The 18,088-nt window shown below is 68.1% G+C and carries 15 protein-coding genes; 14 read left to right on the top strand and 1 reads right to left on the bottom strand.

Features of this window, described 5'->3' with window-relative positions; all coding sequences use genetic code 11:
- Positions 1-107: 107 nt before the first annotated feature.
- A complete protein-coding gene (locus tag LK06_RS12960) occupies positions 108-959 on the bottom strand; it encodes a C40 family peptidase (protein WP_086083317.1) in 852 nt (283 codons plus the stop codon).
- Between the two features lie 744 nt (positions 960-1,703).
- Here LK06_RS12960 and LK06_RS12955 point away from each other — a divergent pair.
- From LK06_RS12955 to nuoN, 14 genes are read left to right on the top strand one after another with little or no spacing between them, the layout of a single operon-like run.
- Positions 1,704-2,063 (top strand): NADH-quinone oxidoreductase subunit A, encoded by a 360-nt coding sequence (locus LK06_RS12955; protein ID WP_039651071.1) that lies wholly within the window; start codon positions 1,704-1,706, stop codon positions 2,061-2,063.
- A 13-nt stretch (positions 2,064-2,076) separates the two neighbouring features.
- Positions 2,077-2,631, top strand: coding sequence for a NuoB/complex I 20 kDa subunit family protein (locus LK06_RS12950; protein WP_039651073.1), 555 nt, complete (start codon positions 2,077-2,079; stop codon positions 2,629-2,631).
- Complete coding sequence (locus tag LK06_RS12945) at positions 2,628-3,416, top strand: NADH-quinone oxidoreductase subunit C (protein ID WP_039651075.1); 789 nt, start codon at positions 2,628-2,630, stop codon at positions 3,414-3,416. The genes LK06_RS12950 and LK06_RS12945 overlap by 4 nt, the downstream gene beginning before the upstream one ends.
- Positions 3,413-4,753, top strand: coding sequence for an NADH-quinone oxidoreductase subunit D (locus LK06_RS12940; protein WP_039651077.1), 1,341 nt, complete (start codon positions 3,413-3,415; stop codon positions 4,751-4,753). The genes LK06_RS12945 and LK06_RS12940 overlap by 4 nt, the downstream gene beginning before the upstream one ends.
- The gene (gene nuoE, locus LK06_RS12935) at positions 4,750-5,670 is read left to right on the top strand and encodes an NADH-quinone oxidoreductase subunit NuoE (RefSeq protein WP_039651079.1); all 921 of its coding nucleotides are present in this window, start codon (positions 4,750-4,752) and stop codon (positions 5,668-5,670) included. Before LK06_RS12940 ends, nuoE begins: the two co-directional genes overlap by 4 nt.
- The gene (gene nuoF / locus LK06_RS12930) at positions 5,667-7,016 is read left to right on the top strand and encodes an NADH-quinone oxidoreductase subunit NuoF (RefSeq protein WP_174673858.1); all 1,350 of its coding nucleotides are present in this window, start codon (positions 5,667-5,669) and stop codon (positions 7,014-7,016) included. Before nuoE ends, nuoF begins: the two co-directional genes overlap by 4 nt.
- On the top strand, positions 7,013-9,517 hold the full coding sequence (locus tag LK06_RS12925) for an NADH-quinone oxidoreductase subunit G (protein WP_043431924.1): 2,505 nt from the start codon (positions 7,013-7,015) through the stop codon (positions 9,515-9,517). Before nuoF ends, LK06_RS12925 begins: the two co-directional genes overlap by 4 nt.
- Positions 9,514-10,881: an NADH-quinone oxidoreductase subunit NuoH gene (gene nuoH / locus LK06_RS12920; RefSeq protein ID WP_039651085.1), complete on the top strand. Its 1,368-nt coding sequence runs from the start codon at positions 9,514-9,516 to the stop codon at positions 10,879-10,881. The genes LK06_RS12925 and nuoH overlap by 4 nt, the downstream gene beginning before the upstream one ends.
- On the top strand, positions 10,874-11,533 hold the full coding sequence (gene nuoI, locus LK06_RS12915) for an NADH-quinone oxidoreductase subunit NuoI (protein ID WP_039651087.1): 660 nt from the start codon (positions 10,874-10,876) through the stop codon (positions 11,531-11,533). The genes nuoH and nuoI overlap by 8 nt, the downstream gene beginning before the upstream one ends.
- The gene (locus tag LK06_RS12910; RefSeq protein WP_039651089.1) at positions 11,530-12,375 is read left to right on the top strand and encodes an NADH-quinone oxidoreductase subunit J; all 846 of its coding nucleotides are present in this window, start codon (positions 11,530-11,532) and stop codon (positions 12,373-12,375) included. The genes nuoI and LK06_RS12910 overlap by 4 nt, the downstream gene beginning before the upstream one ends.
- A complete protein-coding gene (gene nuoK / locus LK06_RS12905; protein WP_039651090.1) occupies positions 12,372-12,671 on the top strand; it encodes an NADH-quinone oxidoreductase subunit NuoK in 300 nt (99 codons plus the stop codon). The genes LK06_RS12910 and nuoK overlap by 4 nt, the downstream gene beginning before the upstream one ends.
- A gap of 15 nt (positions 12,672-12,686) precedes the next feature.
- Positions 12,687-14,615 (top strand): NADH-quinone oxidoreductase subunit L, encoded by a 1,929-nt coding sequence (nuoL, locus tag LK06_RS12900; protein WP_039651092.1) that lies wholly within the window; start codon positions 12,687-12,689, stop codon positions 14,613-14,615.
- Between the two features lie 5 nt (positions 14,616-14,620).
- Positions 14,621-16,192, top strand: a complete 1,572-nt coding sequence (locus LK06_RS12895) for an NADH-quinone oxidoreductase subunit M (RefSeq protein ID WP_039651093.1) — start codon at positions 14,621-14,623, stop codon at positions 16,190-16,192.
- Entirely contained in the window at positions 16,189-17,838 is a 1,650-nt protein-coding gene (nuoN, locus tag LK06_RS12890; RefSeq protein ID WP_039651095.1) for an NADH-quinone oxidoreductase subunit NuoN, read from the top strand. Before LK06_RS12895 ends, nuoN begins: the two co-directional genes overlap by 4 nt.
- Positions 17,839-18,088: the final 250 nt, after the last annotated feature.

Here is an 18,088-nt window from a genome sequence, read left to right as displayed (position 1 = left end):
AGCTGCCGGGGCGGCCTGAGAAGACGTCGCGCCGGGCCGAGAAGACGCCAGGGCCGCTGCCCCCGAGCGGCTGCGGCCCTGCGCGCGTGAGAGGGGTGCGGGTGCGCTCAGAGCACCCGCACGGCGCCGGTCGGCGGGTCGTACGACAGCGGGTGCTCGACGACACCGCTGGACGGGTTCTGCGCTCCGATGAACATACCGCCGCCGATGTACACCGCCACGTGGTACGCGCTGCCCGCGCTGCCCCAGTACAGGATGTCGCCCGGCTGCAGGTTGCTCAGCGAGACCTGGTGGCCGGCGGTCGACTGGTTCTGGGAGACCCGCGGCAGGGTGATGCCGACCTGCTTGAACGCCGTCTGCACCAGGCCGGAGCAGTCGTAGGCGGAGGGGCCGGTGGCACCGGACACGTAGGCCTTGCCCAGCTGCGCCTTGACGAAGCTGATGACGGCCGCGGCGGAACCGGTGGCCGTGGAGGTGCTGGTGGGCGCGGAGGTGTGGGTGGAGGTGCCGGCGGACGTGCTGGTGCTGGTGGAGGTGTTCGCCGTGGTGGAGAGCGTCGTCCGCTGTGCGCTGCGCGAAGCGCGTGCGGCGGCCTCCTTGCGGGCGGCCTCCTCGGCCTTCTTCTTGGCCTCCGTCGCCTTCTTCTTGGCCTCCGCGAGGTCTGCCTTGGCCTGCTTCGCGGCCTTTGCGGCAGCCGCGTCACGCTCGGCCTGGAGCTGGTAGTTCGCGGCGGCCTGCTCAGTGGCGTCCGCCGACCTGGCCGCCTGCGCGGCCAGGTCGGCCGTCAGGGTGGGCAGTTCAAGGGTCTGCGTCACCGGCTCGGCAGCGTTCGCCGAACCGGACGCACCGGCGACGGCCAGGGAGCCGAGCACGCCGCCGGTGACTCCGGCCCGCACGGCGAGGGTCGACGCGCTGCGGCGGGGCTTCCGGTGGCTGCGTATGTGAGCGGTGTGGGACATGGGAACAACCGGTACCAGGGGCTGCTTCATATCTTCAAGAAACGTGTGGTGCGCCACAGTTGTTCAATCGAGACCCTGAATCCCGGGCGTGTCACTCTTTATTGACGCCGTAACGGACATTGTGGACGTCGGTGATCAAGCCCTTGATCACGGTCTTTGATCATTACGTCCGAATTGCCCCTCGCCTACCACTGGTTGAGGTCATTGGCCAAGCCCGGTTCTCATGGATCTCTCATCGATGTGGCGGAGGTCACGGAACGGTTACCGGGAGGGCCGCGTCTCGCGTGTGCGGAGCTCGTGAACGCGTGCACGCGCCCGTGCTCGCGTCCACATCTGGGCTCCCCCCTCCTTCTGATGTGTGAATGCGGCCTTTTATCAATGCCGTGCACCTAGGGCCAATTTGCATGCAGCGGAACCTTCTTGATATTGAGACGACCCTTCTGGCCTGCAGTGACAGGCGGAAATGTCACTTCTAGTGATCAACTGAACGCTTCGCGTATGAAGATCACCCATCATCCGACTTCATGATCCTTCGTCAGGTGGTGGAGATCACAAAGCTTGTGGAATACCCCGTGTCGCAGATCACAGAGCGACGGGCATAAGATGCGAGGCAACTGGGCTTGTGACCTGCTTCACATGTTCTCGATCTTCGCCGGGGCGGGCGGAGTTCGTGGGACCAGTGGGGTGGATGTGAGCCCAGTGCAACCGCCAGCAGTCAGTGCCGACTGAGAGGAGCGAGGAGCGGTGAACGCGTATGCGCCCATCCTCGTACTGGGAGCCCTCGGGGCAGGCTTTGCGATCTTCTCCGTGGTCATGGCCACGCTGATCGGTCCGAAGCGGTACAACCGCGCCAAGCTCGAAGCCTACGAGTGCGGCATCGAGCCGACCCCCACGCCGGCCGGCGGCGGGCGCTTCCCCGTCAAGTACTACCTGACGGCGATGCTCTTCATCGTCTTCGACATCGAGATCGTCTTCCTCTATCCCTGGGCCGTCACCTTCGACGCCCTGGGGATCTTCGGGCTCGTGGAGATGCTGCTCTTCGTGCTCACCGTCTTCGTCGCGTACGCGTACGTATGGCGGCGCGGCGGCCTGGAATGGGACTGAGGGGCTTTAGGACATGGGACTCGAAGAGAAACTGCCGAGCGGATTCCTGCTGACCACCGTCGAACAGGCCGCGGGCTGGGTGCGGAAGGCGTCCGTCTTCCCCGCGACCTTCGGCCTCGCCTGTTGTGCCTTCGAACTGATGGCGACGGGGGCGGGCAGGTACGACCTGGCGCGGTTCGGCATGGAGGTCTTCCGCGGATCACCGCGCCAGGCCGACCTGATGATCGTCGCGGGCCGGGTCAGCCAGAAGATGGCGCCCGTCCTGCGGCAGGTCTACGACCAGATGCCCAACCCGAAATGGGTGATTTCCATGGGTGTCTGCGCCTCCTCGGGAGGCATGTTCAACAACTACGCGATCGTCCAGGGCGTCGACCACATCGTTCCCGTCGACATCTACCTTCCGGGCTGCCCGCCACGTCCCGAAATGCTGATGGACGCGATCCTCAAGCTGCACCACAAGATCCAGACCTCGAAGCTCGGGGTCAACGCGGAGGAAGCGGCCCGTGAGGCCGAGGAGGCTGCGCTCAAGGCCCTGCCGACGATCGAGATGAAGGGGCTGCTGAGGTGAGCGACGCGAACGGCACCAACGGCGTGAACGGTTCCGCGAACGGGGTGAACCCCGAGAAGGACCTCTCCGCCTCCAACCTTCCCGGCCGGCGCGGCCAAGGGGGCGAGGAGATCCGCGTCCAGCGTGGCATGTTCGGTGCCAACAACGGCGGCGACACCTCCGGTTACGGCGGGCTGGTCCGCTCGGTCCGGCTCCCGGGAGCGGCGAGCCGCCCCTACGGCGGCCCGCGGTCCGAAGGCGAGTACGGAGAGTTCGATGAGGTCGCCGACGAGTTGGAGGGCGCCCTGGAAGAACAGGGACTCCTCCCGGAGAACGCCATCGAGAAGACGGTCGTCGACCGCGGTGAGCTGACCTTCCACATCGAACGCGAGCACCTCCTCCGCGTGGCCCGCACCCTGCGCGACGACCCGGCGCTGCGCTTCGAACTGTGCACGGGCGTCAGCGGTGTCCACTACCCGCACGACAAGGGGCGCGAGCTGCACGCGGTCTACCACCTGCGCTCGATCACCCACAACCGGCTGATCCGCCTGGAGGTCAGCACCCCCGAAGAAGACCCGCACATTCCGTCGCTGGTCTCCGTGTATCCGACGAACGACTGGCACGAACGCGAGGCCTACGACTTCTTCGGAATCGTCTTCGACGATCACCCGGCCCTGACGCGGATCATCATGCCGGACGACTGGCAGGGCCACCCGCAGCGCAAGGACTACCCCCTCGGCGGCATCCCCGTCGAGTACAAGGGCGCCCAGATCCCGGCTCCGGACCAGCGGAGGTCGTACTCGTGAGCACGCAGTCAGCATCCGCCGCGTCCGAGGCTTCGGGGCGCGAGACCACTGAGGGCACCGTATACACGGTCACCGGCGGCGACTGGGACGAGATCGTCCAGTCCGCGGCCCGGGCTGACGACGAGCGCATCGTCGTCAACATGGGTCCCCAGCACCCCTCCACCCACGGAGTGCTCCGTCTGATCCTGGAGATCGAGGGCGAGACGGTCACCGAGGTCCGCTGCGGCGTCGGCTACCTGCACACCGGCATCGAGAAGAACCTTGAGTTCCGCACGTGGACGCAGGGCACCGCCTTCGTCACGCGCATGGACTACCTGACGTCGTTCTTCAACGAGACCGCCTACTGTCTCGCCGTCGAGAAGCTCCTCGGCATCGAGGACGACATCACCGAGCGAACCAAGATCATTCGGGTGCTCCTGATGGAGCTCAACCGGATGTCCTCCCATCTGGTGTGCGTCGCCACCGGCGGCATGGAGCTGGGCGCCACCACGGTCATGATCTACGGATTCCGTGATCGTGAAATGATTCTCGACATCTTCGAGCTCATCACGGGCCTCAGGATGAACCACGCGTACATCCGCCCCGGTGGACTCGCCCAGGACCTACCGCCCGGTGCGGTGGACCAGATCCGCGAGTTCGTGAAGACGATGAAGAAGAACCTCCCGGAGTACGACAAGCTCGCCACCGGGAATCCCGTCTTCAAAGCGCGCATGCAGGACGTCGCCTACCTCGACCTGGCCGGCTGCATGGCACTCGGGGTCACCGGTCCGATCCTGCGCTCCACCGGCCTGCCGCACGACCTGCGCAAGACACAGCCGTACTGCGACTACGAGACGTACGACTTCGACGTCCCGACCACGGACACCTGCGACGCCTACGGCCGCTTCCTGATCCGCCTGGAAGAGATGCGCCAGTCGCTGAGGATCATCGAGCAGTGCCTGGACCGGCTCCAGCCCGGCCCGGTCATGGTCCCCGACAAGAAGATCGCCTGGCCCGCCCAACTCGCGCTCGGGCCGGACGGACTCGGCAACTCCCTCGACCACATCAAGAAGATCATGGGCACCTCGATGGAGGCCCTGATCCATCACTTCAAGCTGGTCACCGAGGGCTTCCGGGTTCCACCCGGACAGGCCTACACGGCCGTTGAGTCACCCAAGGGCGAACTCGGCGCGCACGTCGTCTCCGACGGCGGCACCCGCCCCTACCGGGTCCACTTCCGTGACCCGTCCTTCACCAACCTGCAGGCCATGGCGGCGATGTGCGAAGGCGGCCAGGTCGCCGATGTGATCGTCGCCGTGGCGTCCATCGACCCCGTGTTGGGAGGCGTCGACCGGTGACCACCTCTTCTTCGGACCGGAGCGTCGGCCTGGGCATGCCCGAACCGCCCGCGCCCGCCTACCCGGACGACGTCAGGGCCCGGCTGGAGGGGGACGCGCACGAGGTGATCGCGCGCTACCCGGACTCCCGGTCCGCCCTGCTGCCGCTGCTCCACCTCGTGCAGTCGCAGGAGGGCCATGTCACGCGCACCGGAATGCGGTTCTGCGCGGACATGCTCGGCTTGACCACGGCCGAGGTCACCGCGGTCGCCACCTTCTACACCATGTACCGGCGCAAGGCGTCTGGCGACTACCAGGTCGGCGTGTGCACCAACACGCTGTGCGCAGTGATGGGCGGCGACGCGATCTTCGAGACCCTCCAGGAGTACCTGGGCGTCGGCAACGGGGAGACCACCGACGACGGCAAGATCACCCTGGAACACATCGAATGCAACGCCGCCTGCGACTTCGCGCCGGTCGTGATGGTCAACTGGGAATTCTTCGACAACCAGACGCCCGGCAGCGCCAAGCACCTGGTCGACGACCTCCGCGCGGGCCGGACCGTGCAGCCCACGCGCGGGGCGCGGCTGTGCACCTTCAAGGAGACCGCCCGGATCCTGGCCGGCTTCCCCGACGAGCGGCCGGGGGCGGTCGAGGAGAGCGGCGGCGCGGGGCCGGCTTCGCTGGTCGGCCTGCGCCTGGCAAGGGGAGAAGCCGCACCCGTGCGCGTGGTGCACCCGCGCGACGGCGATCCGCACGAGGAACCGCAGGACCGGGAGGTGCACGAGCCGCCGCCGGCCGGGCGCCATGGCCGGCAGGAGGTGCCGCAGGAGCCAGCGGCCCCCGACCCCGCCCACCCGTCACCCACCACCCGTGACGCAGGGGCTCCGCCCCGCGGCCTTGACGCGGCAGGGCCTACCGCCGAGGAGGGGGAGTGATGACCGTGGCACCCGAACTCAAGGACACGGGCCCCGAGAAGCTGCTGGCACCCGTGCTGTCGGCCTTCTGGGACGAGGACCGGTCCTGGACCCTGGACGTCTACCAGAGGCACGAGGGGTACGAGGGCCTCCGCAGGGCGCTCGCCATGACACCCGACGACGTGATCGCGTACGTCAAGGACTCCGGGCTGCGAGGCCGCGGCGGCGCAGGATTCCCCACCGGAATGAAGTGGCAGTTCATTCCGCAAGGTGATGGAAAACCACACTATCTAGTCGTCAACGCCGATGAGTCGGAGCCCGGGACCTGCAAGGACATCCCCCTCCTCTTCGCGAACCCGCACAGCCTCATCGAGGGCATCGTGATCGCGTGTCACGCCATCCGGTCGTCGCACGCCTTCATCTATCTGCGCGGTGAAGTCGTCCCCGTACTCCGGCGGTTGCACGAGGCCGTGCGCGAGGCCTACGCGGCGGGCTACCTCGGCGAGAACATCCTCGGCAGCGGACTCGACCTCCACCTCACCGTGCACGCCGGCGCCGGCGCCTACATCTGCGGTGAGGAGACCGCACTGCTCGACTCGCTCGAAGGCCGCCGGGGCCAGCCGAGGCTCCGTCCCCCGTTCCCCGCGGTGGAAGGCCTCTACGCCTGTCCGACTGTGGTGAACAACGTCGAATCGATCGCGTCGGTTCCCGCCATCCTGCAAAACGGCAAGGAATGGTTCAGGTCGATGGGCAGCGAGAAGTCCCCGGGCTTCACGCTCTACTCGCTCAGCGGACACGTCGCCAGCCCCGGCCAGTACGAGGCACCGCTCGGTATCACGCTCCGTCAGCTCCTCGACATGAGCGGTGGCATGCGACATGGCCACCGCCTCAAGTTCTGGACTCCGGGCGGCTCCTCGACCCCCATGTTCACCGACGAGCACCTCGACGTCCCCCTCGACTACGAGGGCGTGGGTGCCGCCGGCTCCATGCTCGGCACCAAGGCCCTGCAGTGCTTCGACGAGACGACCTGCGTGGTGCGGGCCGTGACCCGCTGGACCGAGTTCTACGCGCACGAGTCCTGCGGCAAGTGCACGCCCTGCCGGGAAGGGACGTACTGGCTGGTGCAGTTGCTGCGGGACATCGAGGCGGGCAAGGGCACCATGCCCGACCTCGACAAGCTCGCCGACATCGCCGACAACATCAACGGCAAGTCGTTCTGCGCGCTCGGCGACGGCGCCGCGTCCCCGATCTTCTCCTCGCTGAAGTACTTCCGCGAGGAGTACGAGCAGCACATCACGGGCCGGGGCTGCCCCTTCGACCCGGCCAAGTCGACGGCCTGGGCGGACCGCCCGGAGGTGAACGCATGACCGTGACCACGAGTGCTCCCTCCGGAGGGGGAGAGGCATCGGTCCCGCCGGAAGACCTCGTCACGCTGACGATCGACGGCATCGAGATCAGCGTGCCCAAGGGCACCCTGGTCATCCGGGCCGCCGAACAACTCGGCATCGAGATCCCGCGGTTCTGCGACCACCCCCTCCTCGACCCCGCCGGCGCCTGCCGACAGTGCATCGTCGAGGTCGAGGGCCAGCGCAAGCCGATGGCGTCCTGCACCATCACGTGCACCGACGGCATGGTCGTGAAGACCCAGCTCACCTCACCGGTGGCCGAGAAGGCCCAGCACGGGGTGATGGAGCTGCTGCTCATCAACCACCCGCTGGACTGTCCGGTGTGCGACAAGGGCGGCGAGTGCCCGCTGCAGAACCAGGCCATGTCGCACGGCAACGCGGAGTCGCGTTTCGAAGGCAGGAAACGGACCTACGACAAGCCGGTGGCGATCTCCACGCAGGTCCTCCTCGACCGCGAGCGGTGCGTGCTGTGCGCCCGCTGCACCCGCTTCTCCAACCAGGTCGCGGGCGACCCGATGATCGAACTCATCGAGCGGGGCGCGCTCCAGCAGGTCGGCATCGGAGAGGGCGACCCCTTCGAGTCGTACTTCTCCGGCAACACCATCCAGATCTGCCCCGTCGGCGCCCTGACCTCGGCGGCATATCGTTTCCGCTCCCGCCCCTTCGACCTCGTTTCCTCGCCCTCGGTCTGCGAGCACTGCTCCGGCGGCTGCGCCACCCGCACCGACCACCGGCGCGGCAAGGTCATGCGGCGGCTGGCGTCCAACGACCCCGAGGTCAACGAGGAGTGGATCTGCGACAAGGGACGTTTCGCGTTCCGGTACGCACAGCTCAAGGACCGCCTCGACACCCCGCTGGTCCGCAACGCCGAAGGCGTCCTGGAACCCACCTCCTGGCCGCAGGCACTGGAAGTGGCGGCCCGGGGGCTGGCGGCCGCCCGGTCCCGGGCCGGTGTCCTCATCGGCGGCCGGCTGACCGTCGAGGACGCCTACGCGTACAGCAAGTTCGCTCGCGTGGCGCTCGACACCAACGACATCGACTTCCGGGCGCGCGTGCACAGCGCCGAGGAGGCCGACTTCCTGGCCGCCCGGGTGGCAGGCCGCGGCCGAGACCTCGACGGCAGTGGTGTCACGTACACCAGCCTGGAGAAGGCGCCCACCGTCCTGCTGGTCGGGTTCGAGTCGGAGGAGGAGGCACCGTCCGTCTTCCTGCGGTTGCGCAAGGCCTGGCGCAAACACGGCCAGCAGGTGTTCGCCCTGGCCACGTATGCGACCCGGGGCCTGGAGAAGGCGGGCGGCACGCTGCTGGCGGCGGCTCCGGGCACCGAGACCGAGTGGCTCGACGCCCTCGCGAGCGGCGTCGGTCTGGAAGATCCCGGCGCCCGCGCCGCGCAGGCGCTGCGCGCCGAGGGTGCGGTGATCGTCGCGGGGGAGAGGCTCGCCGGAGTCGCCGGTGGGCTCACCGCCGCCCTGCGCGCCGCCACCGCCACCGGGGCTCAGCTGGTGTGGATCCCGCGCCGAGCCGGCGAGCGCGGCGCCGTCGAGGCGGGAGCGCTGCCCTCGCTGCTGCCGGGTGGCCGTCCGGCGACCGACCCGCGTGCTCGGGAAGAGGTCGCCGCCGCCTGGGGGCTCGCCGAACTCCCGCTGGGGTACGGCCGCGACAGCCGTCAGATCATCGAGGCCGCCGCGGGCGGAGAACTCCCGGCACTCGTCGTCGCCGGTGTGGAGGTGGCCGACCTGCCCGACCCACCGCGTGCCCGGGAGGCCCTGGCGAGCGTCGGCTTCCTGGTGTCGTTGGAGCAGCGGCCCAGCGAAGTCACCGAGCACGCCGACGTCGTCCTGCCGGTGGCCGCGGTCGCCGAGAAGGCGGGTTCCTTCCTCAACTGGGAAGGTAGGGTCCGCTTCTTCGAGGCGGCACTCAAGCCCGACCAGATGACCCGGCGGCTAGCCCCGACCGACGGGCGCGTGCTCCACATGCTGGCCGACACCATGGACGTCCACCTGGGCCTGCCCGATCTGCGTACCACGCGCGCGGAGATCGACCGGCTCGGCCCCTGGGAAGGCCAGCGCGCATCCGACCCCGTGGAGTTCGCGGGCACGCTCGCCCGCCCGGCCGGCGGCGAGGCCGTACTCGCCGGCCACCGGCTGCTGCTCGACCGGGGTGTCCTGCAGGAGGGCGACGAAGCGCTCGCTGGAACCCGGCACACCGCCCACGCGCGCGTGTCGGCCGCGACGGCCGCTGAGGCGGGCGTCGAGGACGGCGGCACCCTCGCGGTCACCGGCCCCGCCGGCACCGTGGGGCTCCCGCTGCAGATCACCGAGATGCCCGACCGGGTGGTGTGGCTCCCGCTGAACTCCGTCGGCGCGGGCGTCGCCTCCGACACCGGCGCACACCCCGGCTCCCTCGTCCGCATCGGCCCGGCGGCAACCGCCGAAGAGGCCCCCAAGGAGGTGGAGGCATGAGCCCGTACCTCGCCGTTGAAGACCTCTCGATGTTCGGCCGCGACCCCTGGTGGCTGGTTGTCGTCAAGGCCGTCTTCTGCTTCGCCTTCCTGATGGTGACCGTGTTGTTCGCCATCGTCTGGGAACGCAAGGTCGTCGCCTGGATGCAGCTGCGCATCGGCCCGAACCGGCACGGCCCCTGGGGCATGCTCCAGTCGCTCGCCGACGGCGTGAAGCTGATGCTCAAGGAAGACATCATCGTCAAGCGCGCGGACAAGGCGGTCTACCTCCTCGCGCCGATCGTCGCGGCCATCCCGGCCTTCATGGCGATCGCCGTGATCCCCTTCGGCCCGGCCGACAACGAGATCTCGATCTTCGGTCAGCGCACCACGATGCAGCTCACCGACCTGCCGATCGCGATGCTCTACATCCTCGCGGTCGCCTCGGTCGGCATCTACGGCATCGTCCTGGCGGGCTGGAGCTCCGGATCGACGTATCCGCTGCTGGGCGGCCTGCGCTCCTGCGCCCAGATGATCTCCTACGAGATCGCCATGGGCGCCGCGTTCGCCTCCGTGTTCCTGTACTCCGGGTCGATGTCGACCTCCACGATCGTCGAACAGCAGCACGACCGCTGGTACATCCTGCTGCTGCCGGTCTCCTTCATCCTCTACATCGTCACGATGGTCGGCGAGACCAACCGCGCCCCCTTCGACATGCCGGAGTCCGAGGGAGACCTGGTCGGCGGCTTCAACACCGAGTACTCGTCGATCAAGTTCGCGATGTTCATGCTCGCCGAGTACGTGAACATGGTGACGGTCTCCGCCGTCTCGACCACCCTGTTCCTCGGCGGCTGGCGCGCCCCGTGGCCGATCAGCGGCTTCTGGGAGGGTGCGAACCACGGTTGGTGGCCGCTGCTGTGGTTCAACGTCAAGGTCCAGTTGCTGCTGTTCTTCTTCATCTGGCTGCGCGGCACGCTCCCGCGGGTGCGCTACGACCAGCTGATGAAGCTCGGCTGGAAGGTCCTCATCCCGGTCTCGGTGACCTGGCTGATGCTCGTCGCGACCGTACGGGCCCTGCGCAACGAGAACTACGACTTCGCCGACATCGCCCTTTACGTCGGCGGTGGTGTCCTGGCCCTGCTGCTGCTCTCCTTCGTCGCCGACATGTTCCGCGAGCGGGCGAAGACGGCCGAGCGAGCCCCTGTGGAGCAACCCGTGTTCGACCCCATGGCGGGTGGATTCCCCGTACCCCCGCTGCCCGGACAGGAGCTGCCGGCGGCGCCGAGGCGCCGGCCGCGGTGGGGAGAGCGGGAGCTGATCGGCAGTGGCGGCCCGGACACCGTCAGTGACGGAACTTCGGATGGAAAGGAGGCGTCCGATGGCTGAGGAGCCCAGGGAGGCCGGGCCGTCGAAGCCCGGCTTCCAGAACCCTGTGGCCGGCTTCGGCGTGACCTTCAAGGCCATGTTCAAGAAGCGGCTGACCGAGCAGTACCCGGAGCAAAAGAAGACCACGGCTCCGCGGTTCCACGGACGGCACCAACTCAACCGCCATCCGGACGGTCTGGAGAAGTGCGTCGGCTGCGAGCTGTGCGCCTGGGCCTGTCCCGCCGACGCCATCTACGTGGAGGGCGCCGACAACACCGACGAGGAACGCTACTCGCCGGGTGAACGGTACGGCCGCGTCTACCAGATCAACTACGCCCGCTGCATCCTGTGCGGCCTGTGCATCGAGGCGTGCCCCACGCGCGCGTTGACGATGACCAACGAGTTCGAACTGGCCGACTCCAGCCGTGCCAACCTCATCTACACCAAGGAGCAGCTGCTCGCAGGTCTCGAAGAGGGCATGGTCGACACCCCGCACGCGATCTTCCCGGGTGCGGACGAACAGGACTACTACCGGGGCCTGGTGACGCAGGCAGCACCCGGCACGGTCCGGCAGGTGGCCGTCTCCAAGGGAGAGGTCCCCGAGGAGACCGCCGCCACCTCCGGTGAGGACGAGCCGGCCCCGGAGAACGCGGGGGAGGTGATCGGCCGATGAGCGCACAGCAGCTTGCCGCCTACACCACCTCCACCGGTGAGGCGTTCCAGTTCTGGGTCCTCGGTACGGTCGCGGTCATCGGCGCCCTGGGCACCGTCTTCATGAAGAAGGCTGTGCACAGTGCGCTCTCGCTCGCCGGAACCATGATCGTCCTGGCGGTGTTCTACCTGGCCAACGGGGCCTACTTCCTCGGCATCGTGCAGATCGTCGTCTACACCGGCGCGATCATGATGTTGTTCCTGTTCGTGGTGATGCTTGTCGGCGTCACGGCTGCGGACTCGCTGAAGGAGACCATCAAGGGCCAGCGCTGGCTGGCCCTTCTGTGTGGGGTCGGCTTCGGCGTCCTGCTGTTCGCCGGCATCGGCAACGCCGCCCTGAAGGAGTTCGACGGCACCGGCCAGGCGAACGCCAACGGCAATGTGCAGGGCCTCGCGTCGCTCATCTTCACCAAGTACGTCTTCGCCTTCGAGATCACCGGCGCACTGCTGATCACGGCCGCCGTCGGCGCCATGGTGCTCACCCACCGCGAGCGCACCGAGCGCGCCAGGAGCCAGCGCGAGCAGGCCGAGCAGCGTGTCCGGGAGGGCGCCTACATTCCGCCGCTGCCCGCCCCCGGCGTCTACGCCCGGCACAACGCCGTGGACATCGCGGGCCTGCTCCCCGACGGCACCCCGTCCGAGCTGACCGTCAACAAGACGCTGCGTGAACGCGGCCAGATCCGTGACGTGTCCGCGGAGGCGCTCAACGACCTACGGGCGCTGGAGCAGCGCTCGCAGGAGCGCCTGGAGCGCACGGAGATCGAACCGGAGACGTTCAAGCGGCCCGAGGAGGCGTCGAAGTGAACCCGGTCAACTACCTCTACCTCGCCGCCCTGTTGTTCACGATCGGAGCGACCGGCGTACTGATCCGGCGCAACGCCATCGTGCTCTTCATGTGCATCGAGCTGATGCTGAACGCCTGCAACCTCGCGTTCGTCACCTTCTCCCGGATGCACGGCAACCTCGACGGCCAGATCATCGCCTTCTTCACGATGGTCGTCGCCGCCGCGGAGGTCGTGGTGGGCCTCGCGATCATCGTGTCGCTGTTCCGTACCCGCCATTCGGCCTCGGTCGACGACGCCAGCCTGATGAAGCTGTAAGGGGTCGGAAGAATCGTGGACAACCTGATCGCGCTGCTCATCGCGGCGCCCCTGCTCGGAGCGGCCGTCCTGCTGCTCGGCGGCCCCCGCCTCGACCGCGTCGGCCACTGGATCGGCACGCTCATGTCGGCGGTCTCCTTCGTGTTCGGTCTGGTCCTCTTCGCCGATCTGCTCGGCAAGGACGCCGGGCACCGCACCCTGATCGAGCACCTGTGGACCTGGATCTCGGTCGGCAGCTTCCAGGCGGACGTCACCTTCCGCCTCGACCAGCTGTCGATGACCTTCGTCCTCCTCATCACCGGCGTCGGTTCGCTGATCCACCTGTACTCGGTCGGGTACATGGAGCACGACGAGCGGCGCCGTCGTTTCTTCGGCTACCTCAACCTGTTCCTCGCAGCGATGCTGCTGCTCGTCCTCGCCGACAACTACCTGCTGCTGTACGTCGGCTGGGAGGGCGTCGGCCTCGCTTCCTACCTGCTGATCGGCTTCTGGCAGCACAAACCCAGCGCCGCGACAGCCGCGAAGAAGGCATTCCTGGTCAACCGTGTCGGCGACATGGGCCTGTCGATCGCGATCATGCTGATGTTCACTACCTTCGGCACCTTCGCCTTCGGCCCGGTCCTCAGCCACACCGGCGACGCGTCCGAGGGTCGGCTCACCGCGATCGCGCTGTTGCTGCTGCTCGCCGCCTGCGGCAAGTCCGCGCAGGTGCCGCTGCAGTCCTGGCTCGGGGACGCCATGGAGGGTCCGACCCCGGTCTCGGCCCTGATCCACGCGGCGACGATGGTGACCGCGGGCGTCTATCTGATCGTCCGTTCCGCCGCCGTCTTCAACGCCGCTCCGGACGCGCAGCTGGCCGTCACCGTCGTCGGTGCGGTCACGCTCTTGTTCGGTGCGATCGTCGGTTGCGCCAAGGACGACATCAAAAAGGCGTTGGCCGGCTCGACCATGTCGCAGATCGGCTACATGATCCTCGCCGCGGGTCTCGGCCCGATCGGCTACGTCTTCGCGATCATGCACTTGGTGACGCACGGCTTCTTCAAGGCCGGACTGTTCCTCGGCGCCGGCTCTGTCATGCACGGCATGAACGACGAGGTCGACATGCGGCGGTACGGCGGCCTCCGCAGGTACATGCCGATCACCTTCATCACCTTCGGTCTCGGCTACCTCGCCATCATCGGCTTCCCGGGCCTGTCCGGCTTCTTCTCCAAGGACAAGATCATTGAGGCGGCCTTCGCCAAGGGAGGCACCGAGGGGTGGATCCTCGGCGGCGCGGCCCTGCTGGGCGCTGCCATCACCGCGTTCTACATGACACGCGTCATGCTGATGACGTTCTTCGGTCAGGAGCGGTGGCGCAGCGCCCCGTCCCCGGCCGGACCGGGCGCGGAGCCCGTCGGCGAGTACGCGGAGCCGCACCCGCACGAGTCGCCCAAGGTCATGACCATCCCCATGGTCGTGCTGGCCGTGGGGTCAGTGGGCGCGGGCTTCTTCTTCAACCTCGGTGACCGCTTCCTGCACTGGCTGGAGCCGGTCACCGGTTACAGCGAGGGCGACTCCCCGGTCGGCGCCGGGGCGATCACGGCCGCGACGATGGCCTGCCTGGTCATCGGAGTCGTCATCGCCTGGGCCCAGTACGGCCGCAAGCCCATTCCGGCCGTCGCTCCGCATGGCTCGCTACTCACCCGGGCAGCCCGTCGCGACCTGCTCCAGGACGACTTCAACCACATCGTCCTGGTGCGCGGCGGTGAGCACCTCACACGCTCCCTGGTGTACGTCGACCACACCCTGGTCGACGGGGTCGTCAACGGCACGGCGGCCGGCTTCGGCGGCCTGTCCGGCCGGTTGCGCCGGCTCCAGAACGGCTTCGCCCGCTCCTACGCGGTCTCGATGTTCGGCGGTGCGGCACTCCTGGTCGCCGCGACCCTGCTGATGAGGGCGGTCTGATACCGATGTCCTTTCCTCTGCTGACAGCGACGGCGGTGCTACCGGCTCTGGGGGCGGTCGCCACGGCCGCCGTCCCGGCCGCCCGGCGCACTGCCGCCAAATGGCTCGCGCTGGTCGCCTCACTCGCCACCCTCGGCCTGGCGATCGCGGTCCTGGTCCGCTTCGACCCTGGCGGCGGCCGTTACCAACTCACCGAGTCCCATCCCTGGATCAAGGCCTTCGGGGTTCGCTACGAGCTGGGCGTCGACGGCATTGCGGTGGTGCTGATCGCCCTGACCGCCCTGCTGATTCCGTTCATCATCCTCGCGGGTTGGCACGATGCCGACCCGCTGGAGACCGGCAGCCGCCGCTGGCGCCCCACTCAGGGCTTCTTCGCGCTGATCCTCGCCGTCGAGGCGATGGTGATCATCTCGTTCGAGGCCACCGACGTCTTCCTCTTCTACATCTTCTTCGAAGCCATGCTCATCCCGATGTACTTCCTCATCGGCGGCTTCGGGGACCGTGCGTACGAGCACGGTGAGGCGGCGGCGGCCACCCAGCGGTCGTACGCGGCGGTCAAGTTCCTGCTCTACAACCTGGTCGGCGGTCTGATCATGCTGGCCGCGGTGATCGGGCTCTACGTGGTGGCCGGGAACTTCTCCCTCCAGCAGATCGCCGAGGCCCGCGCGAGCGGTTCGCTGCACATGGCGACCAGCACCGAACGCTGGTTGTTCCTCGGCTTCTTCTTCGCCTTCGCGGTGAAGGCGCCGCTGTGGCCGCTGCACACCTGGCTGCCCAACGCCATGCAGGAGTCCACCGCCCCGGTCGCCGTCCTCATCACTGCGGTCGTCGACAAAGTGGGCACTTTCGCGATGCTCCGCTTCTGCCTCCAGCTGTTCCCCGGGGCCAGCAAGTGGGCGACGCCGGTCATCCTGGTACTGGCCCTGATCAGCATCGTCTACGGTGCGCTGCTCGCCGTCGGTCAGCGTGACATCAAGCGTCTGGTGGCGTACGCGTCGATCTCGCACTTCGGCTTCATCATCATGGGCGTCTTCGCGATGACCAGCCAGGGGCAGTCCGGTGCCACGCTGTACATGGTCAACCATGGCATCTCCACGGCTGCGCTGATGCTGGTGGCCGGGTTCCTGATCTCCCGGCGCGGCTCGCGGCTCATCGCCGACTACGGCGGCGTGCAGAAGGTGGCCCCGGTACTCGCCGGCACCTTCCTGATCGGTGGCCTCGCCACCCTCTCGCTGCCCGGACTCGCTCCGTTCGTCAGCGAGTTCCTGGTCCTGGTCGGCACGTTCACGCGCTACCCGGTGATCGGCATCGTCGCCACCTTCGGCATCGTCCTCGCCGCGCTCTACACCCTCGTCCTGTACCAGCGGACGATGACGGGCCCGGTGAAGCCCGAGGTCTCGGCGATGCCCGACCTGCGCGCGCGGGAACTCGTGGTCGTCGCCCCGTTGATCGTGCTGCTGATCTTCCTGGGCGTCTATCCGAAGCCCGTCACGGACATCGTCAACCCGGCGGTCAAACAGACCCTGTCCGACGTACACAAGAAGGATCCCCAGCCCGAGGTGGAGGCGGCCAAGTGAGCGCAGTAGCCGTCCACAGCCTGTGGACAACCGCGGCCGGCTCGATCTCGAAGATCGACGCGCCGAAGATCGAATACGGACAATTGTCGCCGACGCTGATCGTCATCGGCGCCGCACTGCTCGGGGTGCTGGTCGAGGCCTTCGTTCCGCGCAAGTCCCGTTATTTCGCACAGGTGTTCGTGTCCGCCGTGGCGCTGTGCGCCGCGTTCGCCGCCGTCGTGGCGCTCGCGGCCGACGGATACGGCACCACCAAGGCGCACATCGCGGCCATGGGGGCGATCGCGGTCGACGGCCCGTCCCTCTTCCTGCAGGGCACGATCCTGCTGGCCGGTCTGGTCGGACTCTTCACGTTCGCCGAGCGGCGGCTGGACCCGGCGGCACACGGCAACCGGGTGGACTCCTTCGCCGCGCAGGCCGCGTCCGTGCCGGGCGGTGACAGCGAGAAGGCCGCGGTCAAGGCCGGTTTCACGACCACGGAGGTCTTCCCGCTGCTGCTCTTCGCGATCGGCGGCATGCTGGTGTTCCCCTCGGCCAACGACCTGCTGACGCTGTTCGTGGCCCTGGAGGTCTTCTCCCTGCCGCTGTACCTGCTGTGCGCGCTGGCCCGCCGCAAGCGGCTGATGTCGCAGGAGGCCGCGGTCAAGTACTTCCTGCTCGGCGCGTTCGCCTCGGCGTTCACCCTGTTCGGCATCGCGCTGTTGTACGGCTACGCGGGCTCGGTGTCGTACGCGCGGATCGCCGAGGTCGTCGACGGCACGGTCCGCACCGTCGATCCGGCACTGGCCAACACCATGGGCAACGACGTACTGCTGCTGATGGGCGCCGCCATGGTCACGATGGGGCTGCTGTTCAAGGTGGGTGCGGTGCCCTTCCACATGTGGACGCCCGACGTCTACCAGGGTGCACCGACCCCGGTGACCGGTTTCATGGCGGCGGCCACGAAGGTCGCGGCGTTCGGGGCGCTGCTGCGCCTGCTGTACGTCGTGCTGCCCGGCATGCGCTGGGACTGGCGTCCGGTCATGTGGGCAGTGGCGATCATCACCATGCTGGGCGGTGCGATCCTCGCCATCACGCAGACCGACATCAAACGGTTGCTGGCGTACTCGTCCATCGCGCACGCCGGGTTCATCCTCGCCGGTGTCATCGCCACGTCCAAGGACGGGGTGTCGTCCGTCCTCTTCTACCTGGCCGCGTACTCCTTCGTCACGATCGGCGCGTTCGCCGTGGTCACGCTGGTGCGCGACGCGGGCGGCGAGGCGACCCACCTGTCGAAGTGGGCGGGGCTCGGCCGCCGGTCGCCGCTGGTGGCGGCCGTGTTCGCGGTGTTCCTGCTGGCCTTCGCCGGCATTCCGCTGACCTCAGGGTTCACCGGGAAGTTCGCCGTGTTCAAGGCGGCGGCGGACGGTGGGGCGGCCCCGTTGGTCGTGATCGGTGTGATCTCCTCGGCGATCGCCGCGTTCTTCTACATCCGTGTCATCGTGCTGATGTTCTTCAGCGAGCCGAGGCCGGAGGGGCCGACCGTGGCCGTGCCCTCGCCCCTGACCATGGCGGCGATCGGCATCGGCGTGGCGGTCACGGTGGTGTTCGGCGTGGCGCCGCAGTACTTCCTGGACCTCGCGGGCCAGGCCGGGGTGTTCGTTCGCTGACGCGCTCTTGGACACGCCGCTGCCCGGCACCCGCCTTCCGGTAGGTGCCGGGCAGCGGCGTGTCCGGCGAGGTCATCGATCACCGTCACGGCGTTCCGTGATCTGCGTCAGGTCGAGGTCCACCGGGAACGGCACGTCCCGCTTCATGCGCGCGCGGAAGACGCCGGTGCCGGTGGAGGCCCGGTGGTCGGCTCCAGCTCGAAGGCGTTGCACTGCGGCAACGGCCCTCTTCGCTGAGGCCCCCCGAAGA

This window comes from Streptomyces pluripotens (genome assembly GCF_000802245.2).
GTDB lineage: Bacteria > Actinomycetota > Actinomycetes > Streptomycetales > Streptomycetaceae > Streptomyces > Streptomyces pluripotens.
The sequence above is the reverse complement of the archived record's forward strand: the minus strand, read 5'-3'. Positions and strand labels throughout refer to the sequence as shown.